At 50.7% G+C, this 24,268-nt stretch carries 19 protein-coding genes and 1 tRNA gene; 12 read left to right on the forward strand and 8 right to left on the reverse strand.

What is annotated here, in order from left to right; all coding sequences use genetic code 11:
* Positions 1-51: 51 nt before the first annotated feature.
* The 3 genes from NAL19_RS21075 to uspA all read right to left on the reverse strand — a co-directional run bounded on the left by NAL19_RS21075 (position 52) and on the right by uspA (position 3,784).
* On the reverse strand, positions 52-1,365 hold the full coding sequence (locus NAL19_RS21075) for an NAD(P)/FAD-dependent oxidoreductase (RefSeq protein ID WP_263058365.1): 1,314 nt from the start codon (positions 1,363-1,365) through the stop codon (positions 52-54).
* Between the two features lie 346 nt (positions 1,366-1,711).
* Positions 1,712-3,055 (reverse strand): NADP-specific glutamate dehydrogenase, encoded by a 1,344-nt coding sequence (gene gdhA, locus NAL19_RS21080; protein ID WP_203470588.1) that lies wholly within the window; start codon positions 3,053-3,055, stop codon positions 1,712-1,714.
* 291 nt (positions 3,056-3,346) lie between these two features.
* Positions 3,347-3,784, reverse strand: coding sequence for a universal stress protein UspA (gene uspA / locus NAL19_RS21085; RefSeq protein ID WP_180742131.1), 438 nt, complete (start codon positions 3,782-3,784; stop codon positions 3,347-3,349).
* Between the two features lie 574 nt (positions 3,785-4,358).
* On the opposite strand from uspA, the gene uspB reads away from it, so the two are divergent.
* Entirely contained in the window at positions 4,359-4,694 is a 336-nt protein-coding gene (gene uspB / locus NAL19_RS21090) for a universal stress protein UspB (protein ID WP_225086294.1), read from the forward strand.
* Positions 4,695-4,860: 166 nt separating this feature from the next.
* Here the strand turns inward: uspB and pitA are convergent, their stop codons facing one another.
* Complete coding sequence (pitA, locus tag NAL19_RS21095; RefSeq protein ID WP_225086295.1) at positions 4,861-6,366, reverse strand: inorganic phosphate transporter PitA; 1,506 nt, start codon at positions 6,364-6,366, stop codon at positions 4,861-4,863.
* A gap of 281 nt (positions 6,367-6,647) precedes the next feature.
* Between pitA and NAL19_RS21100 the strand changes: the two genes are divergently transcribed.
* From NAL19_RS21100 to NAL19_RS21125, 6 genes are all read left to right on the forward strand, one after another.
* Complete coding sequence (locus tag NAL19_RS21100) at positions 6,648-7,853, forward strand: NAD(P)/FAD-dependent oxidoreductase (protein WP_263058366.1); 1,206 nt, start codon at positions 6,648-6,650, stop codon at positions 7,851-7,853.
* Positions 7,854-7,935: 82 nt separating this feature from the next.
* Positions 7,936-9,366, forward strand: coding sequence for an AAA family ATPase (locus tag NAL19_RS21105; protein WP_263058367.1), 1,431 nt, complete (start codon positions 7,936-7,938; stop codon positions 9,364-9,366).
* Positions 9,350-9,982, forward strand: coding sequence for a TIGR02646 family protein (locus NAL19_RS21110; RefSeq protein WP_263058368.1), 633 nt, complete (start codon positions 9,350-9,352; stop codon positions 9,980-9,982). Before NAL19_RS21105 ends, NAL19_RS21110 begins: the two co-directional genes overlap by 17 nt.
* A gap of 256 nt (positions 9,983-10,238) precedes the next feature.
* Positions 10,239-10,979: a CSS-motif domain-containing protein gene (locus NAL19_RS21115; RefSeq protein ID WP_263058369.1), complete on the forward strand. Its 741-nt coding sequence runs from the start codon at positions 10,239-10,241 to the stop codon at positions 10,977-10,979.
* Positions 10,934-12,127 (forward strand): IS4 family transposase, encoded by a 1,194-nt coding sequence (locus NAL19_RS21120; RefSeq protein WP_263058370.1) that lies wholly within the window; start codon positions 10,934-10,936, stop codon positions 12,125-12,127. The genes NAL19_RS21115 and NAL19_RS21120 overlap by 46 nt, the downstream gene beginning before the upstream one ends.
* A gap of 174 nt (positions 12,128-12,301) precedes the next feature.
* Positions 12,302-13,156, forward strand: a complete 855-nt coding sequence (locus NAL19_RS21125) for an EAL domain-containing protein (protein ID WP_263058371.1) — start codon at positions 12,302-12,304, stop codon at positions 13,154-13,156.
* A gap of 40 nt (positions 13,157-13,196) precedes the next feature.
* On the opposite strand, the gene NAL19_RS21130 is transcribed toward NAL19_RS21125, so the two are convergent.
* From NAL19_RS21130 to ligB, 4 genes are all read right to left on the reverse strand, one after another.
* Positions 13,197-13,727 carry an Ail/Lom family outer membrane beta-barrel protein gene (locus NAL19_RS21130; protein ID WP_263058372.1) on the reverse strand — a complete coding sequence of 177 codons (531 nt, stop codon included), beginning with the start codon at positions 13,725-13,727 and terminating at the stop codon, positions 13,197-13,199.
* A 415-nt stretch (positions 13,728-14,142) separates the two neighbouring features.
* Positions 14,143-14,219 (reverse strand) — tRNA-Pro (locus NAL19_RS21135).
* 131 nt (positions 14,220-14,350) lie between these two features.
* The gene (gene eptB, locus NAL19_RS21140) at positions 14,351-16,030 is read right to left on the reverse strand and encodes a kdo(2)-lipid A phosphoethanolamine 7''-transferase (RefSeq protein WP_263058373.1); all 1,680 of its coding nucleotides are present in this window, start codon (positions 16,028-16,030) and stop codon (positions 14,351-14,353) included.
* A gap of 259 nt (positions 16,031-16,289) precedes the next feature.
* On the reverse strand, positions 16,290-17,981 hold the full coding sequence (ligB, locus tag NAL19_RS21145) for an NAD-dependent DNA ligase LigB (protein WP_263058374.1): 1,692 nt from the start codon (positions 17,979-17,981) through the stop codon (positions 16,290-16,292).
* A gap of 321 nt (positions 17,982-18,302) precedes the next feature.
* On the opposite strand from ligB, the gene gmk reads away from it, so the two are divergent.
* Genes gmk through recG form a run of 5 tightly spaced genes read left to right on the forward strand, consistent with a single transcriptional unit; the run spans position 18,303 to position 24,152 of the window.
* On the forward strand, positions 18,303-18,926 hold the full coding sequence (gene gmk / locus NAL19_RS21150) for a guanylate kinase (protein WP_263058375.1): 624 nt from the start codon (positions 18,303-18,305) through the stop codon (positions 18,924-18,926).
* A gap of 53 nt (positions 18,927-18,979) precedes the next feature.
* Positions 18,980-19,255 carry a DNA-directed RNA polymerase subunit omega gene (rpoZ, locus tag NAL19_RS21155; RefSeq protein WP_005968230.1) on the forward strand — a complete coding sequence of 92 codons (276 nt, stop codon included), beginning with the start codon at positions 18,980-18,982 and terminating at the stop codon, positions 19,253-19,255.
* Between the two features lie 18 nt (positions 19,256-19,273).
* Positions 19,274-21,373, forward strand: coding sequence for a bifunctional GTP diphosphokinase/guanosine-3',5'-bis pyrophosphate 3'-pyrophosphohydrolase (spoT, locus tag NAL19_RS21160; RefSeq protein ID WP_225086301.1), 2,100 nt, complete (start codon positions 19,274-19,276; stop codon positions 21,371-21,373).
* A gap of 5 nt (positions 21,374-21,378) precedes the next feature.
* The gene (gene trmH / locus NAL19_RS21165) at positions 21,379-22,071 is read left to right on the forward strand and encodes a tRNA (guanosine(18)-2'-O)-methyltransferase TrmH (protein WP_225086302.1); all 693 of its coding nucleotides are present in this window, start codon (positions 21,379-21,381) and stop codon (positions 22,069-22,071) included.
* A complete protein-coding gene (recG, locus tag NAL19_RS21170; RefSeq protein WP_263059762.1) occupies positions 22,071-24,152 on the forward strand; it encodes an ATP-dependent DNA helicase RecG in 2,082 nt (693 codons plus the stop codon). Before trmH ends, recG begins: the two co-directional genes overlap by 1 nt.
* Positions 24,153-24,268: the final 116 nt, after the last annotated feature.

The raw sequence follows: 24,268 nt of genomic DNA on the forward strand, positions 1-24,268 counted from the left end.
TATCACCGTTTTCACTCTACGAAGAGGTTTTCCAACGATCAGCAAACACTGCTATCTCTCGCTGCGGGCTTTCCAGCGCTCGCTCGTCAGATAGCCGTTCACGCCCACATCCAGGAAAGGGCGTGGCGGCAGGTAGTTCGCCTGTCCGAGCGAATACATATCGCCAATCAGCGGGTTGTCTTCACCCAGCGCCACATCCGCCAGAATATGTCCGGCAGCGGTTTGCTTCGACAGCCCCGCTCCGTTACAGCCTGCGGACGCGTACACATTGTCGCTGAGCTGCCCCCAAATTGGCGCACCGTTACGCGTTACGCTAATCAAGCCTGACCAGGTATGCGCCATCTTCACATCACTCAACTGCGGGAACATCCGGGCAAAAATAGCCGCGTGACGACGCGCGTGGCGTCCGGTTTCTACCGCGCTATTGACCAGCTCCGGGGCAAATTTTACATGTTCCCGAATCAGGAAACGATGGTCGCGCGTATAGCGTAACGTCGCGCTGGCCAACGCATTAACTGGCGTCACGCCCCAGTCTGGCATATCGCCAATCCGTGCTAGCTGTTCCGCATTCAGCGGTTCCGTCAGCGTCGCGAAGGTCGCAACGGCAAACACCCGACCATTGAACAGCGGCAGACCGCGTGCCGCGCCGTTAATCGCCATCATCAGTTTATCTGCCTGAATCTCGCCATAGGGCGTTTCCACGCGAATGCGCGATCCGGTCTCGATATTCAACGCAGGGGAATGGGCATAAACCGTCACGTTCTTCGGCAGGTTCGCCACCAGACCGACCACCAGCGCCGCCGGGTTTAGCAGAATGCAATTCGGGGTATACACGGCACGATGATAGAAAGACGTGCCGAGGCGGCGAGCCAGTTCGTCTTTTTCCACCACCTGATAGGGTTCATCCAGATCGTCCAATTCACGCACATAGGTATCGATCAGGCCGTTAAACGTCGAACTGACCGCGCAGTGATATTTCCCCGCCACGCTCCAGTCGCACGCGATAGCATGGCGATCCACCTTCTCTTTCAAGCGTGCCACGCCGGACTGCAACAGACGACGATAAGCGGCCGCTTTTTCCAGCTCCGCCGTCGAGCTACCGATGTTGTGCGGTAAATCGATCACAAAACCGGAGTTACGCCCAGAGGCATTGTCGCCAATCTCTCCTGCATCCAGCAGGATAATGTGTTTATCCGGACGCTGCTCAGCCAGACGCTGCGCAAAGGCAATTCCCGCGTAGCCTGCGCCGATCACCAGCCAGTCCGCCGTTGCTTTTCCGCGCTGCTGCGGGTAATTCGGTTTATCGATAAGATCTGCCGACCAGCCATTACGATTCTGATCGAAAGGAAGATGTTTGATTTTCACAATGGTGTAAGCCTTGAAAAGAACGGGTTGTATCGGAAGGCAGGAACAGAATACCGACGATACGCAATGCTGATTAAGATAAAGAAAGGCGGGAAGCAGTGTCCAGCAAGAAATGTCGCTAAAACTGAGAGAAATAAGTGAAAAGGTAAAACACCTGCGAATAGTCCATCGCGCGGGAGTATCGGATAGATCGTAAAGACGCTGTAAACATCCCTGTGCGCTCGGCTTGCGCCATCCCTGGCGCAAACGCTTTACTCTTCTATTCCGTTACTCCCGTTTTCGTTCTGCAAATAGGTCTTCCAACGGTCTAAGCACCTGCAAATACAGGCACCAGAGGAATCATCCGTTACACCACGCCCTGCGCCAGCATCGCGTCGGCCACTTTTACAAAGCCCGCCACGTTGGCACCGCGCACGTAGTTAGTCTGGCTGTTTTCACCGCCGTACTGCACACACGCATTGTGAATATCCAGCATGATGTGGTGCAGACGCGCATCCACCTTCTCTGCTTTCCAGCCCAAACGTGCCGCGTTCTGCGCCATTTCCAGCCCGGATGTCGCCACGCCGCCAGCGTTAGCCGCTTTGCCCGGCGCAAATAGCACGCCGGCATCCAGGAACGCGTCGGTGGCTGGGATCGTGGTTGGCATGTTAGCGCCTTCTGCCACAGCTTTCACACCGTTAGCAATCAGCGTCTGCGCCGCTGGCAGATCCAGCTCATTCTGCGTGGCGCACGGCAGCGCGATATCTACCGGTACTTCCCACGGCGTTTTGCCTGCAAGGTAAGTCAGCTTCGCTTCACGCGCATAATCTTCCACACGGCCATAGCGTTTGTTTTTGATCTCTTCCAGCAGTGCCAGTTTCTCTGGGGTAAACCCGTTTTCATCCACTACCGTGCCGTTAGAATCCGATGCCGTAACCACACGCGCACCCAGTTCCATCGCTTTTTCAATCGCATACTGCGCCACATTACCGGAACCGGACACGGCAACACGCATACCTTCAAAGCCCAGACCGTGGCGTTTCAGCATCGCTTCCGTGAAGTAGATCAGGCCGTAGCCCGTTGCTTCAGGACGAATCAGACTGCCGCCGAACGACAGCCCTTTACCGGTAAAGACGCACGCGGTGTTGTTGGTCAGCTTCTTCATCATGCCGGTCATGAAACCGACTTCGCGGCCACCTACGCCAATGTCGCCCGCCGGAACGTCCGTATCCGCACCCAGATGACGATACAGTTCCGTCATCAACGCCTGACAGAAACGCATGATTTCACCCTGGCTTTTCCCTTTCGGGTTAAAGTCCGAACCGCCTTTACCACCGCCCATTGGCAGCGTCGTCAGCGCATTCTTGAACGTCTGCTCGAACCCGAGGAATTTCAGAATCGACAGGTTAACGGACGGGTGGAAACGCATGCCGCCTTTGTATGGCCCGATCGCGGAGCTGAACTGGACACGCCAAGCGCGGTTCACCTGTACCTGACCTTTATCGTCCGTCCACGCCACGCGAAACTGAATCACTCGTTCCGGTTCTACCAATCGCTCCAGCAGGCTGTAATCCGCATAGTGAGGGTTCTGCTCCAGAAAAGGCCACAGCGTGGAAAGCACTTCATTAACGGCCTGTAGAAATTCAGGCTGATGCGGATCGCGTTGTTGAACAGAATCAAGAAAACTCGCCAGAGATACGATTTGTGCCATGAACAGCTCCTGATTGAACGAATAAGCTCCCTTCTGCTTCTTTATTTTTAGACACGCAGAAGCTTGTGGGATCGGTGAAAATGATGTTGTGTCCTCTGGACTATAACACTGGCGATGGATATTTAAGCAAGCGTTTTCTTTTCAGATAAACGTTAGAATCCAATGAGATAGGAAGGGTTTTTTGGCGATTTAGGAAGGAAAATTTGCCATAAGTTTTTGTTATATAACAAAAGGCACAGCCTGGAAGCCATGCCTTTCATCACTGAAAAAAAATGCAAAAAAAGCTAATTTTTATTCGTCTTCATCATCACGCAGCGGCACAATGAGCATGTCGACATGCACGGTATTAATCAGTTGGCGCGCCGAAGACATCAATTTGCTCCAGAAGTCCTGATGGTGACCGCACAGCACCAGATCGGCGTCGTATTTCTTAATCGCATCAACCAGCACTTGCCCTAAATCGCCACTGCCGCTCAGCGTCTCGCTGATGGGGTAGCCTGCGCTCTGTGACAGCTCGGTCAACGCGTTCTGGGTTTCTTCAGAGATACGCTGTTGCATGTCGCCCAGATTAACGTCGATAAGCCCCGTGTAGAGATCGGAGTAGTTCACATCGACGTGGATTAACGAGACTTTCGCATTGTACGGTCTTGCCATTGAAACGGCTTTTTCCACTAACACTTTGCTTTCTGGAGAAAGGTCAACAGCAATAAGGATGTGTTTGTAAGCCATAATAAGACTCCTTCCGTAAAGACTAATTAAGGGTTAGCAGCTATTTCTCCTGCCAATCTGATACTTAACAGCGGATTATAGAATAACACTCATCCGCGCTATCGGACTGTTCAGTCGATCACAACCCGTTTTCAAACCTGTTAATTCTATTGATAAGTGTAGTAGAAACCGCTCCTTTTCGCCGTTAAATCGCGCAGCTTCTCCTTTCGGAAAGGGCGTTATCTCGCCGAAAATCGTCCTTCATGCCGATTGCGCCTGCCTCTCTGGCACAAAAGAACATTCTTCTTCTACACTACAAGTAGGGGGCGGCGAGCCTGTCCGCTGCGCCCTGGGATGAAACACGAGAACGGGGCTAGCCGTGATGCTGTTGGCTATCCACAATGACAATAAAATCGTGCGCAAGCGCGTGGCATAACTATTCGTTCATAGAAAAACATTCGTTCGTAGAAAAACATCGCAAACAAATGTCGTAGAGCGGCGTCGCGGATAATCGTAACGCTTGTCATCTGCCACAGGTGGACAACGGGAATGTGTGGCCATCGTATCTGACGAATAGAACGACCGGGAGGGAAGCATGATTAGTACATTTGCGCTTTTCTGGGCTTTATGTATCGTCTGCATCATTAATATGGCGAGGTACTACTCTTCATTGCGCGTGTTACTGCTGGTTTTGCGTGACTGTGACCCGCTGCTTTACCAATACGTTGACGGAGGGGGATTCTTTACCTCGCACGGCCAGCCAAGCAAGCAAATCAGGCTGGTAGGCTATATCTACGCACAACGCTATCTTGATCATCACGACCCTGAGTTTATTCGCCGCTGCGAGCGGGTGCGGGGACAATTCCTGCTCACGACCGCCCTGTGTGGCCTTATCGTCATCAGCCTGATTGCCATGGCGATCTGGTATTAAACGTTGGGACTGGCACCATCACGGGTATTAACCTAATCATCGGTATTAACGCCATGAACGTTGATAAAAAGTAAAAAGGCGATTCCCCACAGAATCGCCTTTTTTATGACGCAAGCAACGTTGAAAAACGTTCCCTACGTTTTTTATGCGTGATGAATGACCGCAGTTAGATCAGCTTCAACGCCAGCCAGTACAGCGTGCCAGACATCAGCATTGAGATTGGCAGCGTCAACACCCAGGCCAGCAGGATACTTCTTATCGTTTTGCCCTGTACGCCACCACCATCAGCAATCATCGTCCCGGCAACCGCCGAGGACAATACGTGCGTGGTGGAAACCGGCATACCGGTGTAGCTGGCAACACCAATCGACAGAGCCGCCGTCACCTGCGCAGAAACGCCCTGTGCGTAGGTCATGCCTTTCTTACCAATCTTCTCACCGATGGTCACCGCTACGCGTTTCCAGCCCACCATCGTGCCCAGAGACAGCGCCAAGGCGACAGCGACGATAATCCAGAGAGGCGCATACTCAACCGTCTGCAGCATGTCTTTACGCAGGTTGCTCAGGTAGCGTTTATCATCACCCGACGTCTCTGGCAGCTTGATCACCCGATCCATCGTGTCCGAAATACACATCAGCAAACGACGCACTCTGCTGCGATCGTCAGGGTTCAACTGGTCGTAACTTTTCAGGTTATTCAGCAGGCTCTGTGTACGTTCAATCGCAATCATCACGCGCGAACTGTCGCAATGAAACTCTTTCTGACCGTTGCCGGGAATCGTGTTTTCCGGCGCAGGAATCACAGGAGGAGACAAGTCGATAACGTGCGTCAACGCGTCGCCATGCTGTTTGTAGTATTCCTGCAAATTGACAACGGCATCGCGGGTACGGCTGATGTCATAGCCAGACGCATTCATGTTAACAATGAACCCGGCTGGCGCAACGCCAATCAGCACCAGCATAATCAAGCCGATACCTTTCTGACCGTCGTTTGCCCCGTGAGAAAAACTCACGCCAATCGCCGATAAAATCAGCGCGGTGCGCGTCCAGAATGGCGGCTTACGTTTGCCATCCTGCTTTTCGCGATCGACAGGCGTCAGGTGTACACGTTTACGCTTTTTACTGTTGTTCCAGAACCGACGCAGCACCAGCAGCATCAGACCCGCAACCACCATCCCCACAATCGGCGATAGCAACAGCGACAGGAAAATGCTGATCATTTTTGGCACGTTCAACGCATCCACGACGGAGGTATTCGTCAGCAGCGCGTTAGTCAAACCAATACCGATAATGGAGCCGATCAGCGTGTGAGAACTGGAGGCCGGAATACCAAAATACCAGGTACCCAGGTTCCAGATAATGGCGGCCAGCAGCATGGAAAACACCATAGCCAGACCGTGCGCCGAACTCACGTTCAGCAATAAATCCGTGGGGAGAAGGTGAACAATTGCATAGGCTACGCTCAGGCCGCCCAGCAGTACACCGAAGAAATTAAAGATACCCGCCATAACAACGGCAAACTCTGCGCGCATGGCGCGGGTATAAATAACAGTGGCAACGGCATTCGCAGTATCGTGAAAACCGTTAATGGCTTCATACATGAGTACAAACAACAAAGCCAATATCAACATCAGGCCGGTGTAGTAATCCAGTCCGGCAAATAAATGTAGCATAAACGTTAGGCCATTTAGTGGTCATGAACGCGGCGCATTATCGGCGACAAGCAGGGGTCGGGAAAAGGAAAAAATATGACATTTTTTTGACTTAATCTGTAATGGGGATCGGAGGGGAAATCACTTAATCAATAAAAATCAAATAATTATATATTTTTACTAAAATACGCAAATTGTTACGCTGGTATCGAACAAAAACCAACACTACAATTTGCCGCCCTACGGCTTATCGGCCTGCGGCTATCCAAGATAGATAACATCACTCATCGGAGAAATGCATTGTGGAACAGTTTGACGCTGTCATCATCGGTGCTGGTGCAGCAGGCATGTTTTGTGCGGCACAAGCGGGACAACGCGGACTGCGTGTGCTACTGCTCGATAATGGCAAAAAGGCTGGCAGGAAAATATTGATGTCCGGCGGTGGTCGCTGCAACTTTACCAATATGTATGCAGAACCCGCGGCGTACCTGTCCCACAATCCTCACTTTTGCAAATCGGCACTGGCGCGTTATACCCAATGGGATTTCATCAGCCTGGTCAACAGCCATCGCATCGCTTACCACGAGAAAACGCTCGGTCAGCTATTCTGCGATGATTCCGCACAGCAAATCGTAGACATGCTGGTGGCCGAGTGTGAACGGGCTAACGTCACCCTCCGGCTGCGCAGTGAAGTCACCTCGGTGGAGAAATCAGACGATCTGTTCACCATCCAACTAAACAACGGCACATCATTCCAGAGCGCATCGCTGGTCGTTGCCAGCGGCGGCCTATCCATGCCCGGTCTGGGCGCGACGCCGTTCGGTTACCAGCTCGCTGCACAATTCGGCCTCAACGTGCTCCCCACTCGCGCCGCGCTAGTGCCCTTCACGCTGCACAAACCGCTGCTCGAACAACTGCAAACGCTCTCCGGCGTCTCCGTGCCTACCGTCGTCACCGCGGAAAACGGCGTGACGTTCCGTGAAAACATTCTATTTACGCACCGCGGGCTCTCTGGCCCGGCTATTTTGCAGATCTCCAGCTACTGGCAAGCGGGTGAATTCGTCACCATCAATTTGCTGCCCGATCGCGACCTCACCCAGCTCATTAATGACGAGCGCACCGCTCATCCGAACCAAAGTCTGAAAAACACGCTGGCACAGTGGCTGCCTAAACGGCTGGTTGAATGCCTGCAAGCATTAGGACAACTGCCGGACGTCACGTTGAAGCAGCTCAACAGCGCACAGCAAACGCAGATGGAACAGAGCCTGCAACAGTGGCGCGTACAGCCAAACGGCACGGAAGGCTATCGCACGGCCGAAGTGACCATCGGCGGCGTTGACACCCGTGCGCTGTCCTCCAAAACGATGGAAGCCAATGCGGTACCGGGGCTGTATTTCATCGGTGAAGTGGTCGATGTGACCGGCTGGCTCGGCGGCTATAACTTCCAATGGGCGTGGAGTTCAGCATGGGCGTGTGCGCAAGCGCTACCTGCTACACAGAATGCCTGATAATCCGTGACATAAAGGGATGTATCATTGCCAGAAGATTTGTACACTTCAGCATGTGACGAAATGTCGACCTAAGGAACGGATGATGAAAATAAAGCAATTCACGTTGCACAATGTCGGGCGCTTTACGTCTTTGGATGCGCCCATCGCGCCAACGGCTGATCATCCTTCCAATGTCACGGTACTGGTCGGTAACAACGGTGCAGGAAAGACATCCATTCTACAGGCACTGGCAACGTCACTCGGCTGGCTAGTGGCGAGAATACGCAGCGAAAAAGGCACCAGCGCCGCTATCAGCGAAAACACCATCACGAACCGACAGCCTTCCGCAGCCATTAAGATTGCCGTTTACACTGGCACATTCCCTCCAGAGTCTGATGAGGAAAAAGAAGCGAGTTACAGTTGGACGCTAGCAAAAGCCCGTAGCGGCCAAAAAGGACAACATGTCAGCCAGTTGAACGACCTTTCCGCACTGGCGGATCGCTACCGCACCGCGTTAACCGAAGACGATCAAAGCAGCCTGCCGTTAATCGCTTTTTATCCGGTTGAACGCAGCGTGCTGGATATTCCGCTGAAAATAAAAGGTAAACATCGTTTCCAACAATTGGATGGGTACGATAACTCACTCAACAGGGGCGTAGATTTCCGGCGGTTTTTCGAATGGTTTCGTAAGCGGGAAGATATTGAAAACGAGGCGAGACCATCCCTGACAGATACTCTTTCTACTATGCTCGAGAACAACCCTGAGCAATTTATTAGTCAAACCTTTGATCATGAGAAAAATAAAGATATCGATATTGAAAAGCTAAAAAATGTACTATCCAAATTAAAACTATCCGAAAAATCGAGTAAAGATCCACAGCTTGATGCTGTTCGACATGCCATTTACCACTTTATGCCAGGCTTTTCTAATCTCCGAGTCCGCCGTAAGCCCAGGCTGCATATGTCAGTCGAAAAAAACGGTGAAACCTTCAACGTACTGCAACTTTCTCAGGGTGAAAAATCGCTGATGGCGCTAGTGGGGGATATCGCACGCCGGTTGGCAATGATGAACCCAGGATTAGACAACCCGCTACATGGGCAAGGTATTATTCTGATCGATGAACTGGATATGCACCTGCACCCCTCGTGGCAACGCAATATCATTGAACGGCTGACCACCACCTTCCCACACTGCCAGTTTATTTTAACCACCCACTCACCGCTGGTAATCAGTGACAGCAAAGACGTGCTGGTGTATTCACTCGATGACGGCAAGCTCACTGAGGTGCCATCCCAATATGGTCAGGATGCTAACAGCGTCTTGCTGGAAGTCATGGATACACACATCCGCAACGCGCACATCGCCTCAAAATTTAACGATCTGCTGGATTTAATCCAGCGCAAACAGTTAGCACAAGCCAAAACGTTGTTGAACCAACTGACAGAGGAGTTGCCCCCCACTAATTTGGAGCTAACCAAAGCTCGCCTATTACTGCGCAAACAGGAGTTACGCGGTGAGAAAAATAACTAAAGGCGCGGAACCTGCCAGTCTGACAGTCTGGAAACGTACCTATCCAACGGGTCGATATGATGATCTGTCATCAGCCGCGCGTCAGGACATCCGTGACGCCTGTACCAAAGAGCAATTTGGTTTGTGTGCCTACTGTTGTAAGCGAATAAGCGGTGATAACAACGACACCATGAATGAACATGTTCAGGCTCGCAACTCTGCACCGCAGCGTAGCCTAGATTTCACCAACATTGTGGCGAGTTGCACTACGCCAAACCAGTGCGATGCCGCCCACGGTTCACAGTCTTTCTCGCTTACCCCTCTGATAGCAGAATGTGAAACTGAATTAGCATTCATGATCAGCGGGCGAGTTACTGGCACCACACTACGCGCACAAGAGACTATTCAGGTACTTAATCTCGGTGACCATGAAGATAATAATAAAAAACTGGTTGAAACACGCAAGCAAGCTATCAATACGATCTTATGGACGAATGGGATTGATCCTGATGAAGGTCTGGAAGATGACGAACTTTTGCAATTAGTCATTAGCGATCTCTGTACTCCTAGGAATGGCCTACTTGAACCTTACGCGCCTGTGTTGGTTAATATTTTGAGAGGGTGGTTGTCAGTATAGAAACCAGCGTCTTTCACCAACGCCCTTCTAATAACCAATCTGAAAGCGCTCTGGCTTTTTTGCCCAACCCGATGAGAAGCAATGCCCTATACATCATTAAGCAGGGCAAGACGAACTTATTCAGATTACAAACTTTATTGCCACCGAATCTCTTTCTGCAAATAGGCACTATAATATCTCTATTCAGCACTCTCCTTTAATTTACGGAGAAAAGGACGTCTCTACATAGGCCTCTGCTGCCAGAAAGGAGATGTGGATGAGCCGCAGACGTAGTGAACATAAAATCAACATATTGCAGTTATTGGTTGCAGGCATGCTGCCACTGCTGCTTGGATTATTGTTCACGTTTGTTGAGTCCAGATTAATGGTAAAGCGCGATTTGGAATCCACCGCGCAAATCGCAATGAATCATGCCGAGAATATTTCGACACAGGCATGGCAGATGGTGGATCGCCTCCAGCGCTTTAATGGTCAGCCCTGCGACGTCATCGGTGATGAACTGCAACGCCTTGGTTCGGTCTTTTCTTACTTCCGCGCTATCGGCGTTATCCATAATACTGACGTCTATTGTTCTTCAACGTTTGGCAGCACGCTGACGCCACTCAGCCGCGTCATTCAACAACCGCTACCGGAGACCTATTCTGAACGCTGGAGCCTGTCGATTGCCGGTTCAGATAACGTGAAAGAACGCCCGGCGCTGATCTTCGTCCAGATGCCCCTCACAGGTTACGGCGCTTACGCGATGGTCGATACGCAATATCTGATCGACCTCATGATGGCGATAAGTAAAATTCGCGGCTACCAGCTTATCCTGCAAATGGATAACGGCCACCCAATTCAAACTGGTCCAGCGATTACGCCCCGCACGGCTGACGAATCCCCAGAAAACAAGACAGGCATAGAGTTTTATGATCTACTGATTTTCGCCAAAAAATTCAATGAGATCACCCTATGCCTGTCCGTAAAGTATGCCAGACTTTTTTCCATAACGCTTTAGCTTCAACGCATCAATACCGACAAAACGCGCTCATTGACTCAACCACTGCGTTGATAAACGGTGCGACGCTTTCGCTCACCAGTATCGGGCGCCATTTGCCCGGTGCGGCTCGTGTGAAAGATAAAATAAAACGGGTTGACCGCCTTTTGGGAAATTCTGCGCTTTATAACGATATTCCGAAAATATTTAATCAGATTACGTCCATGATGACCAAAAACATGCCGTGGTGTGCTATTGCCGTTGACTGGAGTGGCTATCCCTCTCAGGAATTTCATGTCCTGCGTGCCAGCCTTGTCTGTGATGGTCGTGCTATCCCCTTGATAAGCCAGATTGTTCCGTCGAAAAAGCAAAACAATGTTCTGATACAGAATGCCTTTCTTGACGCGCTTGCCAGTGCCATCGCTCTGCAAACGAAAGTCATCATCATCACCGACGCGGGCTTCCAGAGTGAATGGTTTCGGCGTATCAAATCACTGGGGTGGGACTTTATTGGCCGCATCCGGGGAAACGTAAAATTTTGCCTTCATCATGACAAAGAAAACTGGCTGAGCGTGAAAGACTGCAAGGAAACGACATCTGCGGAATATCTGGGAATAGGTACGCTGGCGCGTTCAAAAAAAGCGCAATGCAACGGATATTTTTATCTTTATAAAAAAACGCCGAAAGGCCGAAAAAGCCAACGTCGCAAAGGGAAACCGAGCCATCCCACAACAGAAAAAGAGCAACGAGCCTCAGCCAAAGAGCCGTGGCTGATATTTACCAGCACAGAGGAATTTAAGCCCCGTGAAATCATGAAGCTCTACAGCAGACGCATGCAGATTGAACAAAACTTTCGGGATGAAAAGAGTGAGAGATTTGGCTTTGGCTTACGCGCCTGTGGAAGCAAAACAGGTGAGCGGCTTTGGGTGCTGAGTCTGCTGGCGACACTGGCATCCATTGTACTCTGGTTATTAGGATATCATTTTGAAAATAAAGGACTTCATCTTCATTATCAAGCGAACAGCCTTAAAAGTCGAAGAGTGATATCGTTTTTGACACTGGCGGAAAATGTACTGCGGCATTCACCGCGAATAATCGGGCGGGTGAAACTGGAGAGTATTTTAGCCCAACTCACCAGCACCTACCGAAGCATGGTGCTGGTTTATTAGCGACGATTTTGTGGGGATCCCTCAGCCCGCACGGGCCTATTTTCTACCGCTGCGCTTGAAATCAAATCGAATCGCTTCCCGATTACCCTCAATGTCACCGCCCCCGCCTCGCAAGAAATAACCAACTGGAAGCAGGCATTCTTCACGTTTCTGCCACTGGCGATTATTCTCTCTTTGCTGTTCACGACGGCGATGTGGTACTGGCAAAAACGTAAGTTATTATTCCGCGATGAAATCCGTAAGGGCATTGCTAACGGCGAGTTTTCCGTCTATTACCAACCCATCTATGATGCAGAATCGCGAACCTGCACCGGCGTTGAGACGTTACTGCGCTGGCGATGCAGCAATGGAAAGTGGATCAGACCCGATATATTTATCTCTGCCGCCGAAGCAGAAAGTATGATTATTCCCATCACCCGGCATTTATTTGATCTGGTCGCATCAGACATTGCCAGTTGGCAGGTAAAACCGGGGTTTCATCTGGGGCTCAACGTTGCAGCCGAGCACTTGCATCATCCTAGTTTTGTCTCAGACGTACACCGCTTCGCCGAGAAGGTCACCTCTCATTCACTAAGCATTACGCTGGAACTGACAGAACGTAACCTCATCAGCAACGGCCCTGAAATCATACAGCGCCTGCATCAGCTGCGTGAAGATGGCTTTATGATTGCCATTGATGACTTTGGCACCGGGCACTGTTCGCTCTCTTATCTGCAAAACTTTCCGCTGGATTGTCTGAAAATAGATCAGGGATTCGTTAGCGCCATTTCATCACCGGATGAAGAAGCACCCATTCTAGATGCCATTATTAATTTGAGTCATCGCATCAATCTTCAATCCGTAGCGGAAGGCGTAGAAACCGAGCAACAGCTGATGTATTTACAGCAGCGCGGCGTCAAATATATTCAGGGGTTCCTTTACGCTAAGCCGATGGACAATGAATCGTTTCTCGTCTGGCTTCACTGCAATGGCAATAAATCGATAGAAAGTTTCATGAAAAAAAATGAAGAAGGAAAGAAGAAGGACTAACCGGCGGAAATTTACCCACCGGTTTTCTATATCATATAAATTAGAAACGATAACCGACGCCAACATTAAAAGCATCTACGCGCGTTTCATAAATCTTCGTGCCTTCGTAGCCAATATCAATCGCCCAGTTTGCTACTGGCGTAATTTGAATACCGGCACTGTAAGCAAAGCGGGTCTCCTTCTCACTACCGGAATCAGCAAAAGCACCGTAATCGTACTTCCAGTCTACTTTCCCATGGCCAACACCCGCTAAACCATAAACGCTGACATAGTCGTTAAAGCGGTAAGATGGACCAGCCATCAAAGAATAGTATTTAAGTTTAGTCGAGTCATTGGAGTTGAAGTCACGATCATAATAATCTTCTTTTGCTCCCAGATAAGTGAAAGAACCAATAATGCCAAGCGCGGAATCACCCTGATAATGGTATTTGGCTGTAATCCCTTTTGGATCTTTAAAGTCATCGACTTTCGCCTGAGCATAACCCAAAGACACTGTTTGTGTCGCCTGAGCAGCAGACATTCCCATGGCACAAGCAATCAAAGTGGAGAGTAGCAGTGTTGTTTTTTTCATGATCGAAACATTTTCCATATTTGAATAAAAAGACGGCTTCAACAAAGCGAATATATAAGTATCGCGAATGTTGTCCGCACATAAACTTACATTTAAATACGGATAGGTAAAGTCAGTATTATTCTTAAATAATCGGAATGATTTTTATTTAAACCATTAAAAAACCAAAAAAGATAGGTATTATCCATGATAATGGACGTGCGATTTTTCACGCTATTTTTGGGAACATTCTGAACTAAAAGTAAGGGAAATATGACAATAAACGACGCCAGAAAACACCGAAATAAAACCCTATTTTTATAAGGGAATAATTTTACAAAGGACGATTTTATAAGCGAACAGCTTTATAAATGAGTCGTACCAATAGATAGTATTTAAAAAGGAATGGAAAATGATTGACTACGGGAGAAGAAAGTGGTCGGCGAGAGAGGATTCGAACCTCCGACCCACTGGTCCCAAACCAGTTGCGCTACCAAGCTGCGCTACTCGCCGAATGCGGGCGCATCTTACTGCTACCCTATTGAAGCGTCAATACCTTTTTAGCAAAAGGATTTCGGCTGCCGTTAAAGTGTCCATCCCTTGTATTGGCAGCCTGAAACCGACGTCCTTGTCCGTGATTCATGTCACTGAGCAGGTCTCTGACACCAGTTATTTTTAGGGTTAATACCACCATCAGGCGACGTGTATCCCACACATCCAAGAATCGTATCAAACAGTTCTTCATGGCGATGTGTTTTGCCAACGCGCTGCTGAGCCTTCAACTGCTCGAACGCATGCTGATTATCGGCATCAGCCAGAAATTTATCTGAAGTCCAGACCATCATCGGTGAGCGGAACTGCTCTGGTGGCGCCATCTCACGCGGCGTGCCGTGCAAATGGTAGTTATCATCAATGGATTCACCGTGATCGGAGGCATAAAACACGATCGCTTTCTTATCCCGAACCTGATCGATCACGCTATCGATAAAGCTATCGGTATAGAGCACGCTATTATCAAACGCATTAATCAACTGCTCACGGGTACAGGAGGCATCAACACCCATGCACTCTGGTTGATAGCGCGCATAGCTGCGGGGATATCGCATGGAATACAGGTAGTGAGAGCCTTTGGTATGCAGCACAATCAGATGCTTACCTTTGGGGTAGCGTGCCAGCGACTCCTTGACCTCATCGACCAGCAACATATCCTGCACCGATTTACCGTCATTGTGTTTCTCTGACGCAATCATTTCGCGGAAAGAGTAGTTGTTCGCCTCAATGCTATTGTAGAACCACACCTCACTTTGCATGGCAAACAGCTCAGAGGTAAAGCCCAGCTCTTTCAATACAGCAAAGATATTCTGTTCTTTCAGCGTTCGCTGCGGGTTGTCTTCCGTTCCGCCTTCTCGCACAAACATACAGCGCATGGAAAGCTTGGTTGAGGTATCACATGACTGACCACGGAATGCGACCAGATTCTTTTCTTTCGATAGATTTGGCGTCGTATCCCGCTCGTAGCCTAATAGCCCCATATGATCCCAGCGAGTTGTTTCACCGATAATGAAAATTACGTAGGTATCATCAATGCCTTTCGGCGGGACATAAGTGAAATGCTGAGCCGGATCGAAAAGATTGGAAGAGTCATGACTCTCATCATACTTGGTGTAGGCAAATAACCCTAACGCAGACAACCAGTTAGAGGGAAGATACGAGTGAGCGACTACGCCGCCATAGCTCGGCAAATCCACATTAGATTCCCGCTCAGCCGCCGACTGCATGTTATCCATATAGCGAAGCGGCATCCAAACCAACGCCACGACGGCGACAAGAACCACAAGAGGAGTCAAACGCTTTCCTGGCGACTTAAGCTGTTCGATCAGCGTATGACGCAGCGAATTCTTCCAGATCAAAAATAGCGGTAGCGCACTCACCGCCAGCATCCATAAGAGAAAACGAAAACCAATAACTTCTTTAGAAAGATCAATATCTGTGGTCATGACCGCAGCAATGATGCCATAGCCTATCACCACGTTAAAAAACGTCATGTAATAGCTAGCGGCAACGGAAATCAACACCAAGAGAGAAGCAATAATTCGATAAAAACGACGCCCCCCGAGTGAAATAATTCTCATCAGGAAAAAGGTAAATAAGATACTCGCCGTCAATTCGACAAGAGCGGGAATAAACGTTGGGACCTGGTTACCAGCAGAGAGTGAGAAATAATCAAACCGGCGATAATACACTGAGATATTGAGAAAAAGACCAATGTAGATTGCCAGGACAAACGATAATTTGGGTTGCGAAAAAGATGCTACAAACTTCATTATGACAAGTGCTCCAACAAACCTTTCTTATTATCTGAAGCTATACGACAACATCCCAATGCCTGAGTTCAACAGAAATAATCAGGCTCTCGCGTATCCTATACCGCAAAACAGCAAATAGGTTTAGATCGTTTAAATTCGTAAATTTCACTTATGATTACGTGAAGAAAAAAGAGAAAAAAAACGGTCCTTTTGTGTGAATTAGTCCACGAAAAAATAAAAAGCGCAATCTCGACCTACCCTGAAAAATCATCACCGCTTATCTATTTATGCCTTCACGATCTAATCGGGCAATGAGTTCCACCACGATCGGGTGCTTCAGGAACGCCATCATCTCTTCTGCGCGTCGTTCCCCAATACCAGAGAACTGCCGCCACTGTTGTGCAGTCCATTGCTGTAATGCTAACCAATCCACATGATCCAATGCGCCACTTGCGGAACGGGGAATAGGAAAACCCAGTGCAAGTAGCCAGCGAGATAGCGGCATACGCCGTGACGACTGCAAGCTCTTGTAGATATCTCGTGCCCGCTTATCGCCCATGCCATTGACCGCATTAAGCTGTGCCTCCGTCAGAAACAACCATGACAGCACATCTTCCAGTAAATCATGCTGTATCAAGCGTAACCACATCCCGTCGCGCACCCCAGCTAGATTTAACCCATGTTCTCCACTCAACCAGACTAAGCGCGCCAGAAATTGCTGCTGACAAACCACGCTATACCGAAAACAGCTAAAAGCATGGAAATCATGTTCATTGGGGGAAGCGATGGCAGGCCTCTCAGTCCCCCGCCATACCACACTATCCAGACGCGGAATACCCTGCCCTGCCAGGCTGACGCTCACTCGATCGCCAGGCAACACGTCCCATTGTTTCCAACGAGACAGTGAACCGACATTCACCCGACTGACCGATTTGTCATCCAGTTGCAGAGGATTAAGTTTTAATACCACGGCGATCTTTCCCGTCCGCCCGACAGAAAAAGCCACATCAATGACTTCCGCCACCTGATGAACAGGCGGATATTTCCATGCGATCGCCCAGTCGGCCGATGCATTACGCCAATAGCGCCCCTGCGGCTCTTTAGTCTGGCGGATAACGACGCCATCCGTCACGAAGGGCAATGGGTTGTGGTACCAGTCATGACGCCATTTTTCCGCGTCGGCGAATGACCCAATCGCATGGGTATAGTCCGCCGTCATGGCAAAACCCATTTCCTTCAACTTCTCCAGACGTTCGGGCATCGTTTTTGGGCCATCCGGCCACTCCCAGACAAACAGCCCCATCTGTGACAGCACGGGAGATGGCTGATGGCGACGCATTTCCCCTGCCACCACCGAGCGCGCATTCACACCGCCCTGAATATGCTGCTGATGATTGGTCATCTTCAGGAAAAGCTCGCCTTGTAATACCAGTGAGGAAGGTACATCGGCCAATAAATGCGGGATTCCCGGAATCAGGCGAACCTTTTCCGTCCAGTCTTCACCTTGCAGGCCGTTACCCCGGCTAACCGCAGATACAAGCCTGCCGTGCCGATAGACCAGCGTAACAGCCACACCATCGACTTTTGGCTGAACCCATACATCCTCGCGCTGGGCGATCCATTGCACCAGTTGCCCGCGGTCAGACAATTTTTTCAATCCTGTATGGGCTACAGGATGAAGCTGCTTGCCATGATCGGGTAACCGCACAGGAGCACTCTTTTGGGGCTGGAAACAGCTTAGCCACTGGTTTAGCTGTTCCCGCAGTTGATCGTAAACATCATCTTCTATTGGGCTTTTCCCCTCGGTGTAATACACATCATCCCACTGCTCTAACTGATGGCGTAGCGCATCAATTTCTTTGCTGGCGCGCGTGTTATCCCAATCGGGGCAAACCTGAGCCGCTGCGGCAAAACCGCTGCTCCCACCAACAACAATGATGATCAAAAATGCGCGTATCCTGAGCCACATAATCCCTCCAGCCATCCATTAGCGAATGGCCGCAGTACATAGCAATGGAGAGAAAAATACGAGGCACAAAAAAGAGAAATGCTAAATGCGCCGCAAGATGATTTATCGTTTGCATCGCCTGTAAAAAAGACAGGAACACGCGTCGCAATCTCAAAAAAACACGTTGGAAAACGATTTGCCCGATGGCATAACGAAGAAACAGTCAGCAGAGAATTTATCGCAGCGCGACTGATGACATATTGGCGTGTATAATGCGGGGATATAAGCATTCTCCTGCTGCGTATCGACATTCACCATCGTAACCATGAATAAAACTTCATTATGGCTCAAGGCACGTTATATATCGTTTCTGCTCCCAGTGGAGCCGGGAAATCCAGCCTGATTCAGGCGTTATTAAAAACTCAGCCGCTTTACGACACTCAGGTATCGATTTCGCATACCACTCGAGCTAAACGACCGGGAGAAAATCACGGCGAACATTATTTCTTCGTCGAAGTCGATGAATTTAAGCGTATGATTCAGGATAACGAGTTTCTGGAACACGCTGAAGTCTTCGGTAATTACTACGGAACATCCCGACCGGCCATTGAGCAGGTATTAGCGACGGGCGTTGATGTTTTTCTGGATATCGACTGGCAAGGTGCCAAGCAAATCCGCGCCCAGATGCCGTACGCGCGCAGTATTTTCATTCTGCCGCCGTCAAAAGAAGAGCTAGCTCGTCGCCTACGCGGTCGTGGGCAAGACAGCGATGAAGTCATTGCCCGCCGTATGTCTCAGGCAGTGGCTGAAATGACGCACTACGGCGAGTATGATTATCTGATTGTGAATGATGATTTCGATCTGGCGTTACTCGATCTGAAAACCATTATTCGCGCCGAACGTCTGCGTTTGAGCAGACAACAGGTTCGGCATGATGCATTAATCACCAAACTATTGGCAGACTGACGCCTCTTTCAGTATGATGCGCAGTCATTTTATTTCCTGTGGAGTAGCACATTATGGCACGCGTAACTGTTCAAGACGCTGTAGAGAAAATTGGTAACCGTTTTGACCTGGTGTTGGTCGCTGCTCGTCGCGCCCGTCAAATCCAGACTGGCGGCAAAGATCCGCTGGTTCCTGAAGAAAACGATAAGTACACCGTGATCGCACTGCGTGAGATCGAAGAAGGTCTGATCAACAACCAGATTCTGGATGTTCGTGACCGTCAGGAACAGCAAGAGCAGGAAGCCGCAGAGATTCAGGCGGTTACCGCGATTGCTGAAGGCCGTCGTTAATCACACCACGAGTCGCCCTTGTACATTTTTGAAAGCCTTAATCTGCTGATTCAACGTTATCTGCCAGAAGATCAGATCAAACGTTTACAGCAGGCTTACTTAGTTGCACGTGATGCTCACGAGGGGCAGACTCGCTCCAGCGGTGAACCCTATATCACACACCCTGTTGCCGTCGCCTGTATTCTGGCGGAGATGCGTCTCGATTACGAAACGCTGATGGCGGCACTGCTGCATGATGTCATAGAGGACACCCCCGCCACCTATCAGGACATGGAACAGCTTTTCGGTAAAAGCGTTGCTGAACTGGTAGAAGGCGTTTCCAAGCTGGACAAGCTGAAGTTCCGCGATAAGAAAGAAGCGCAGGCTGAAAACTTTCGCAAAATGATCATGGCGATGGTGCAGGATATTCGCGTCATCCTGATCAAGCTCGCAGACCGTACCCATAACATGCGCACACTGGGCTCATTGCGCCCTGACAAGCGCCGCCGCATTGCTCGCGAAACGCTGGAAATATACAGCCCGCTGGCACATCGGCTGGGTATCCATCACCTCAAAACCGAACTGGAAGAACTGGGTTTTGAGGCGCTGTATCCGAACCGTTATCGCGTCATTAAAGAGGTCGTCAAGGCTGCACGCGGTAACCGCAAGGAAATGATTCAGAAAATCCTGTCGGAAATCGAAGGACGTCTGACGGAAGCGGGCATTGCCTGCCGCGTTAGCGGTCGCGAGAAGCACCTGTACTCCATCTACTGCAAAATGCACCTGAAAGAGCAGCGTTTTCATTCCATTATGGATATTTACGCGTTTCGGGTGATCGTGAAAGAAGTCGATACCTGCTACCGCGTGCTCGGCCAGGTTCACAGCCTGTATAAGCCGCGCCCAGGTCGGGTAAAAGACTATATCGCCATTCCTAAAGCCAACGGCTATCAGTCGCTGCACACGTCTTTGATTGGCCCGCACGGCGTGCCGGTCGAAGTACAAATTCGCACCGACGACATGGATCAAATGGCGGAAATGGGTGTTGCCGCGCACTGGGCCTATAAAGAAGGCGAGAGTAGCACTACGGCACAGGTACGCGCCCAACGCTGGATGCAAAGCCTGCTGGAGCTCCAGCAAAGTGCCGGTAGCTCATTTGAATTTATCGAAAGCGTGAAGTCAGACCTCTTCCCTGACGAGATGTACGTCTTCACGCCGGAAGGCCGCATTGTGGAACTTCCCGCAGGCGCGACGCCCGTCGATTTCGCCTATGCGGTACATACCGATATCGGCCATGCCTGTGTCGGCGCGCGCGTCGACCGTCAGCCTTACCCACTGTCACAGTCGCTCACCAGCGGCCAAACCGTTGAAATCATTACCGCGCCAGGTGCCAGGCCAAATGCCGCATGGCTTAACTTTGTCGTGAGTTCCAGAGCGCGCTCCAAAATCCGCCAGATGCTGAAAAACCTCAAGCGTGATGATTCCGTGAGCCTCGGTCGCCGTTTGCTGAACCACGCGCTGGGCAACGGCCGTAAACTGTCTGACATCCCTGAGAAATCTATTCAGCTTGAGCTTGAGCGCATGAAGCTCGCGACGCTGGACGATTTGATGGCAGAAATTGGTATGGGTAATGCCATGAGCGTCGTCGTGGCGAAAAATCTGCTGAACGAACAATCGGAACTGGGAACAACCGGGCTGCGCAAGTTGCCGATCAAAGGCGCGGATGGCGTCATGATCTCCTTTGCCAAATGCTGCCGCCCTATCCCTGGCGACCCGATCATCGCCCACGTCAGCCCCGGTAAAGGGCTGGTTATTCACCATGAATCCTGTCGTAACATTCGCGGCTATCAAAAAGAACCTGAAAAATTCATGGCGGTAGAGTGGGATAAGGTGACGGAGCAAGAGTTCATCGCTGAAATCAAAGTCGATATGTTCAACCATCAGGGCGCACTGGCCAATCTGACGGCAGCGATCAACGCCGCGAACTCCAATATTCAGAGCATCAATACGGAAGAGAGAGACGGCCGCGTATACAGCGCCTTTATCCGTCTCACCACCCTCGATCGCGTTCATCTGGCCAATATTATGCGTAAAATTCGCGTAATGCCGGATGTCATCAAAGTTAACCGTAACCGAAATTAATCGTCATGACCCCTCAACGTTATGCACGTATAAAAGAAATGCTCAACTGCCGTCAGCCCGATCTGACGATTTGCATGGAGCAAGTGCATAAACCCCATAATATTTCTGCCGTTATCCGTACCGCGGATGCCGTCGGCGTGCATCAGGTTCATGCGATTTGGCCCACCAGCCGGATGAAAACGCTGGTTTCCTCCGCGGCAGGCAGTAATAGCTGGGTGCAGGTGAAAACCCACCGCAATATCGGTGATGCGGTTGGTCACCTGAAAGCCGAGGGCATGCAGGTTCTGGCGACCAATTTGTCTGAGCACGCGGTCGATTTTCGGGAAATTGATTACACTCGCCCAACCTGCATTCTGCTCGGACAAGAAAAAACCGGTATTACTGCCGAAGCACTCAAACTGGCCGATCGGGATATCATCATTCCGATGACTGGCATGGTGCAATCGCTGAATGTTTCCGTAGCCTCAGCGTTGATCCTGTACGAAGCGCAGCGCCAGCGCCAGATCGCTGGCATGTATCAGCGCGAAGACAGTCCGCTGGATGAAGAAGAGCAGCAGCGGCTGCTTTTTGAAGGGGGCTATCCGGTACTGGCACGCGTCGCAAAACGTAAAGGGCTGCCTCGCCCTCATATCGACCATCAGGGTCAAATTGTCGCGGATACCCCGTGGTGGGCCGCGATGCAATCGTCGGAGTGCTGATGAAAGGCCGCCTGCTTAACACCCAACCGCTGAGTACACTCGCCGGCGTGGGGGCAAGCCAGGCAGCGAAACTCGCGCGACTCGGGCTGGAAACCGTGCAGGATCTCCTGTTGCACCTGCCTTTACGCTACGAAGACCGCACACATCTTTACCCCATTGGCGACCTCCTTCCCGGTATGTATGCCACCGTGGAAGGTGAAATTCTACGTAACGACATCACCTTTGGCAGCCGTCGTATGTTGACCTGCCAAATCAGCGATGGCAGCGGCATGCTGACCATGCGCTTCTTCAATTTCAACGCCGCAATGAAGAACAGTCTCGCTCCGGGACAGCGTGTTACCGCTTATGGTGAAATCAAACGCGGTAAAATCGGTGCGGAGATCATCCATCCTGAATATCGTGTTCAGGGGGATAATACGCAGGTTGAGCTACAGGAATCACTCACGCCAGTTTATCCCTCCACGGAAGGTATTCGTCAGGCAACACTACGCAAGCTCACCGATCAGGCGCTGGCATTGCTTGATGCCAACCCCATTGATGAGTTGCTACCTGAATCCCTGAGCCGCTCGCTCATTAGTCTGCCGGATGCACTGCGCACGTTACATCGCCCCCCGCCGGATATGCAGCTCAGTGAACTGGAACACGGCAAGCACCCCGCGCAGCAGCGACTGATTATGGAAGAGCTGCTGGCGCACAACCTGAGTATGCTCGCCGTACGAGCCGGGGAACAGCGACATAAAGCCTCGTCGCTACAGGAGAACGACGGCCTGAAGCAGCAGTTGCTCGCCGCCCTACCTTTCACCCCCACGCAGGCGCAAAAACGTGTCGTCGCTGAAATTGAAACGGATATGGCGAAAGACTTCCCAATGATGCGTTTGGTACAGGGTGATGTAGGTTCAGGGAAAACACTGGTCGCCGCGTTGGCAGCATTACGTGCCATTGCCAACGGCAAACAGGTCGCCTTAATGGCACCCACAGAGCTATTGGCCGAACAACACGCCCATAATTTCCGTCAGTGGTTTGAACCGCTGGGGCTTGAAGTCGGCTGGCTGGCTGGCAAACAAAAAGGAAAAGCGCGTCAGGCGCAGCAGGATGCCATCGCCAGCGGTCAGGTTTCCATGGTGGTCGGAACGCACGCCATTTTCCAGCAGCAGGTGAAATTCAACGGGCTGGCATTAGTCATTATTGATGAACAGCACCGCTTTGGCGTGCATCAACGCCTTGCGCTGTGGGAAAAAGGCGAAGAACAGGGCTTTCATCCCCATCAATTGATTATGACCGCCACACCGATTCCCCGCACGCTGGCGATGACGGCCTATGCCGATCTGGATACGTCCGTCATTGATGAACTGCCGCCGGGCAGAACTCCCGTCACCACGGTCGCCATACCGGATTCACGCCGCAGCGACATCATCGAACGTGTGAATAGCGCCTGCCAGCAGGAAGGACGGCAGGCCTATTGGGTGTGCACGTTGATTGAAGAATCCGACCTTCTGGAAGCGCAGGCAGCAGAAGCCACCAGTGAAGAGCTAAAAGCTGCTCTGCCGAATCTCAAGGTCGGATTGGTTCACGGCCGCATGAAAGCGCAGGAAAAGCAGGCAGTGATGCAGGCTTTCAAACAGGGCGAGCTGCAACTGCTGGTGGCCACCACCGTCATTGAGGTCGGAGTGGATGTACCGAATGCCAGCCTGATGATCATTGAGAACCCGGAGCGTCTGGGTCTGGCACAGCTGCACCAATTACGCGGTCGCGTCGGACGCGGCGCAGTGGCGTCTCACTGCGTACTACTCTACAAAACGCCAATGAGCAAAACCGCCCAGAAACGGCTTCAGGTTCTACGCAATAGTAACGATGGTTTTGTTATCGCTCAGCGCGATCTGGAAATTCGCGGACCAGGCGAATTATTAGGGACGCGACAAACCGGCAATGCCGAGTTCAAAGTAGCCGACCTCCTGCGCGATCAGAACCTGATTCCACAGGTGCAGCGCGTTGCACGCCACCTGCATGAGCACTATCCCGAGCATGCCATTGCGCTCATTGAACGCTGGCTGCCAGAGCGCGCACGCTACACTAACGCCTAATCACAGCTACACATTCTTCCTTTTTCTAAAAACCTCGCCGCCAACCCGCATGCAGCGGAAAGTATGACATTGCATATCCCCTTAAATAATAAGGTCTTGCCCATTCAGACAAAATT

The sequence above is a fragment of the Pectobacterium sp. F1-1 genome, from assembly GCF_025643735.1.
In the GTDB taxonomy this organism is placed as follows: Bacteria; Pseudomonadota; Gammaproteobacteria; order Enterobacterales; family Enterobacteriaceae; genus Pectobacterium; species Pectobacterium colocasium.

Bases quoted from the DNA above. Each gene is read 5' to 3' on its own strand.
- gdhA (WP_203470588.1), bottom strand. From the start codon at position 3,055: ATGGCACAAATCGTATCTCTGGCGAGTTTTCTTGATTCTGTTCAACAA.
- uspA (WP_180742131.1), bottom strand. From the start codon at position 3,784: ATGGCTTACAAACACATCCTTATTGCTGTTGACCTTTCTCCAGAAAGC.
- uspB (WP_225086294.1), top strand. From the start codon at position 4,359: ATGATTAGTACATTTGCGCTTTTCTGGGCTTTATGTATCGTCTGCATC.
- pitA (WP_225086295.1), bottom strand. From the start codon at position 6,366: ATGCTACATTTATTTGCCGGACTGGATTACTACACCGGCCTGATGTTG.
- NAL19_RS21105 (WP_263058367.1), top strand. From the start codon at position 7,936: ATGATGAAAATAAAGCAATTCACGTTGCACAATGTCGGGCGCTTTACG.
- NAL19_RS21115 (WP_263058369.1), top strand. From the start codon at position 10,239: ATGAGCCGCAGACGTAGTGAACATAAAATCAACATATTGCAGTTATTG.
- NAL19_RS21120 (WP_263058370.1), top strand. From the start codon at position 10,934: ATGCCTGTCCGTAAAGTATGCCAGACTTTTTTCCATAACGCTTTAGCT.
- NAL19_RS21130 (WP_263058372.1), bottom strand. From the start codon at position 13,727: ATGAAAAAAACAACACTGCTACTCTCCACTTTGATTGCTTGTGCCATG.
- eptB (WP_263058373.1), bottom strand. From the start codon at position 16,030: ATGAAGTTTGTAGCATCTTTTTCGCAACCCAAATTATCGTTTGTCCTG.
- ligB (WP_263058374.1), bottom strand. From the start codon at position 17,981: ATGTGGCTCAGGATACGCGCATTTTTGATCATCATTGTTGTTGGTGGG.
- gmk (WP_263058375.1), top strand. From the start codon at position 18,303: ATGGCTCAAGGCACGTTATATATCGTTTCTGCTCCCAGTGGAGCCGGG.
- rpoZ (WP_005968230.1), top strand. From the start codon at position 18,980: ATGGCACGCGTAACTGTTCAAGACGCTGTAGAGAAAATTGGTAACCGT.
- trmH (WP_225086302.1), top strand. From the start codon at position 21,379: ATGACCCCTCAACGTTATGCACGTATAAAAGAAATGCTCAACTGCCGT.
- recG (WP_263059762.1), top strand. From the start codon at position 22,071: ATGAAAGGCCGCCTGCTTAACACCCAACCGCTGAGTACACTCGCCGGC.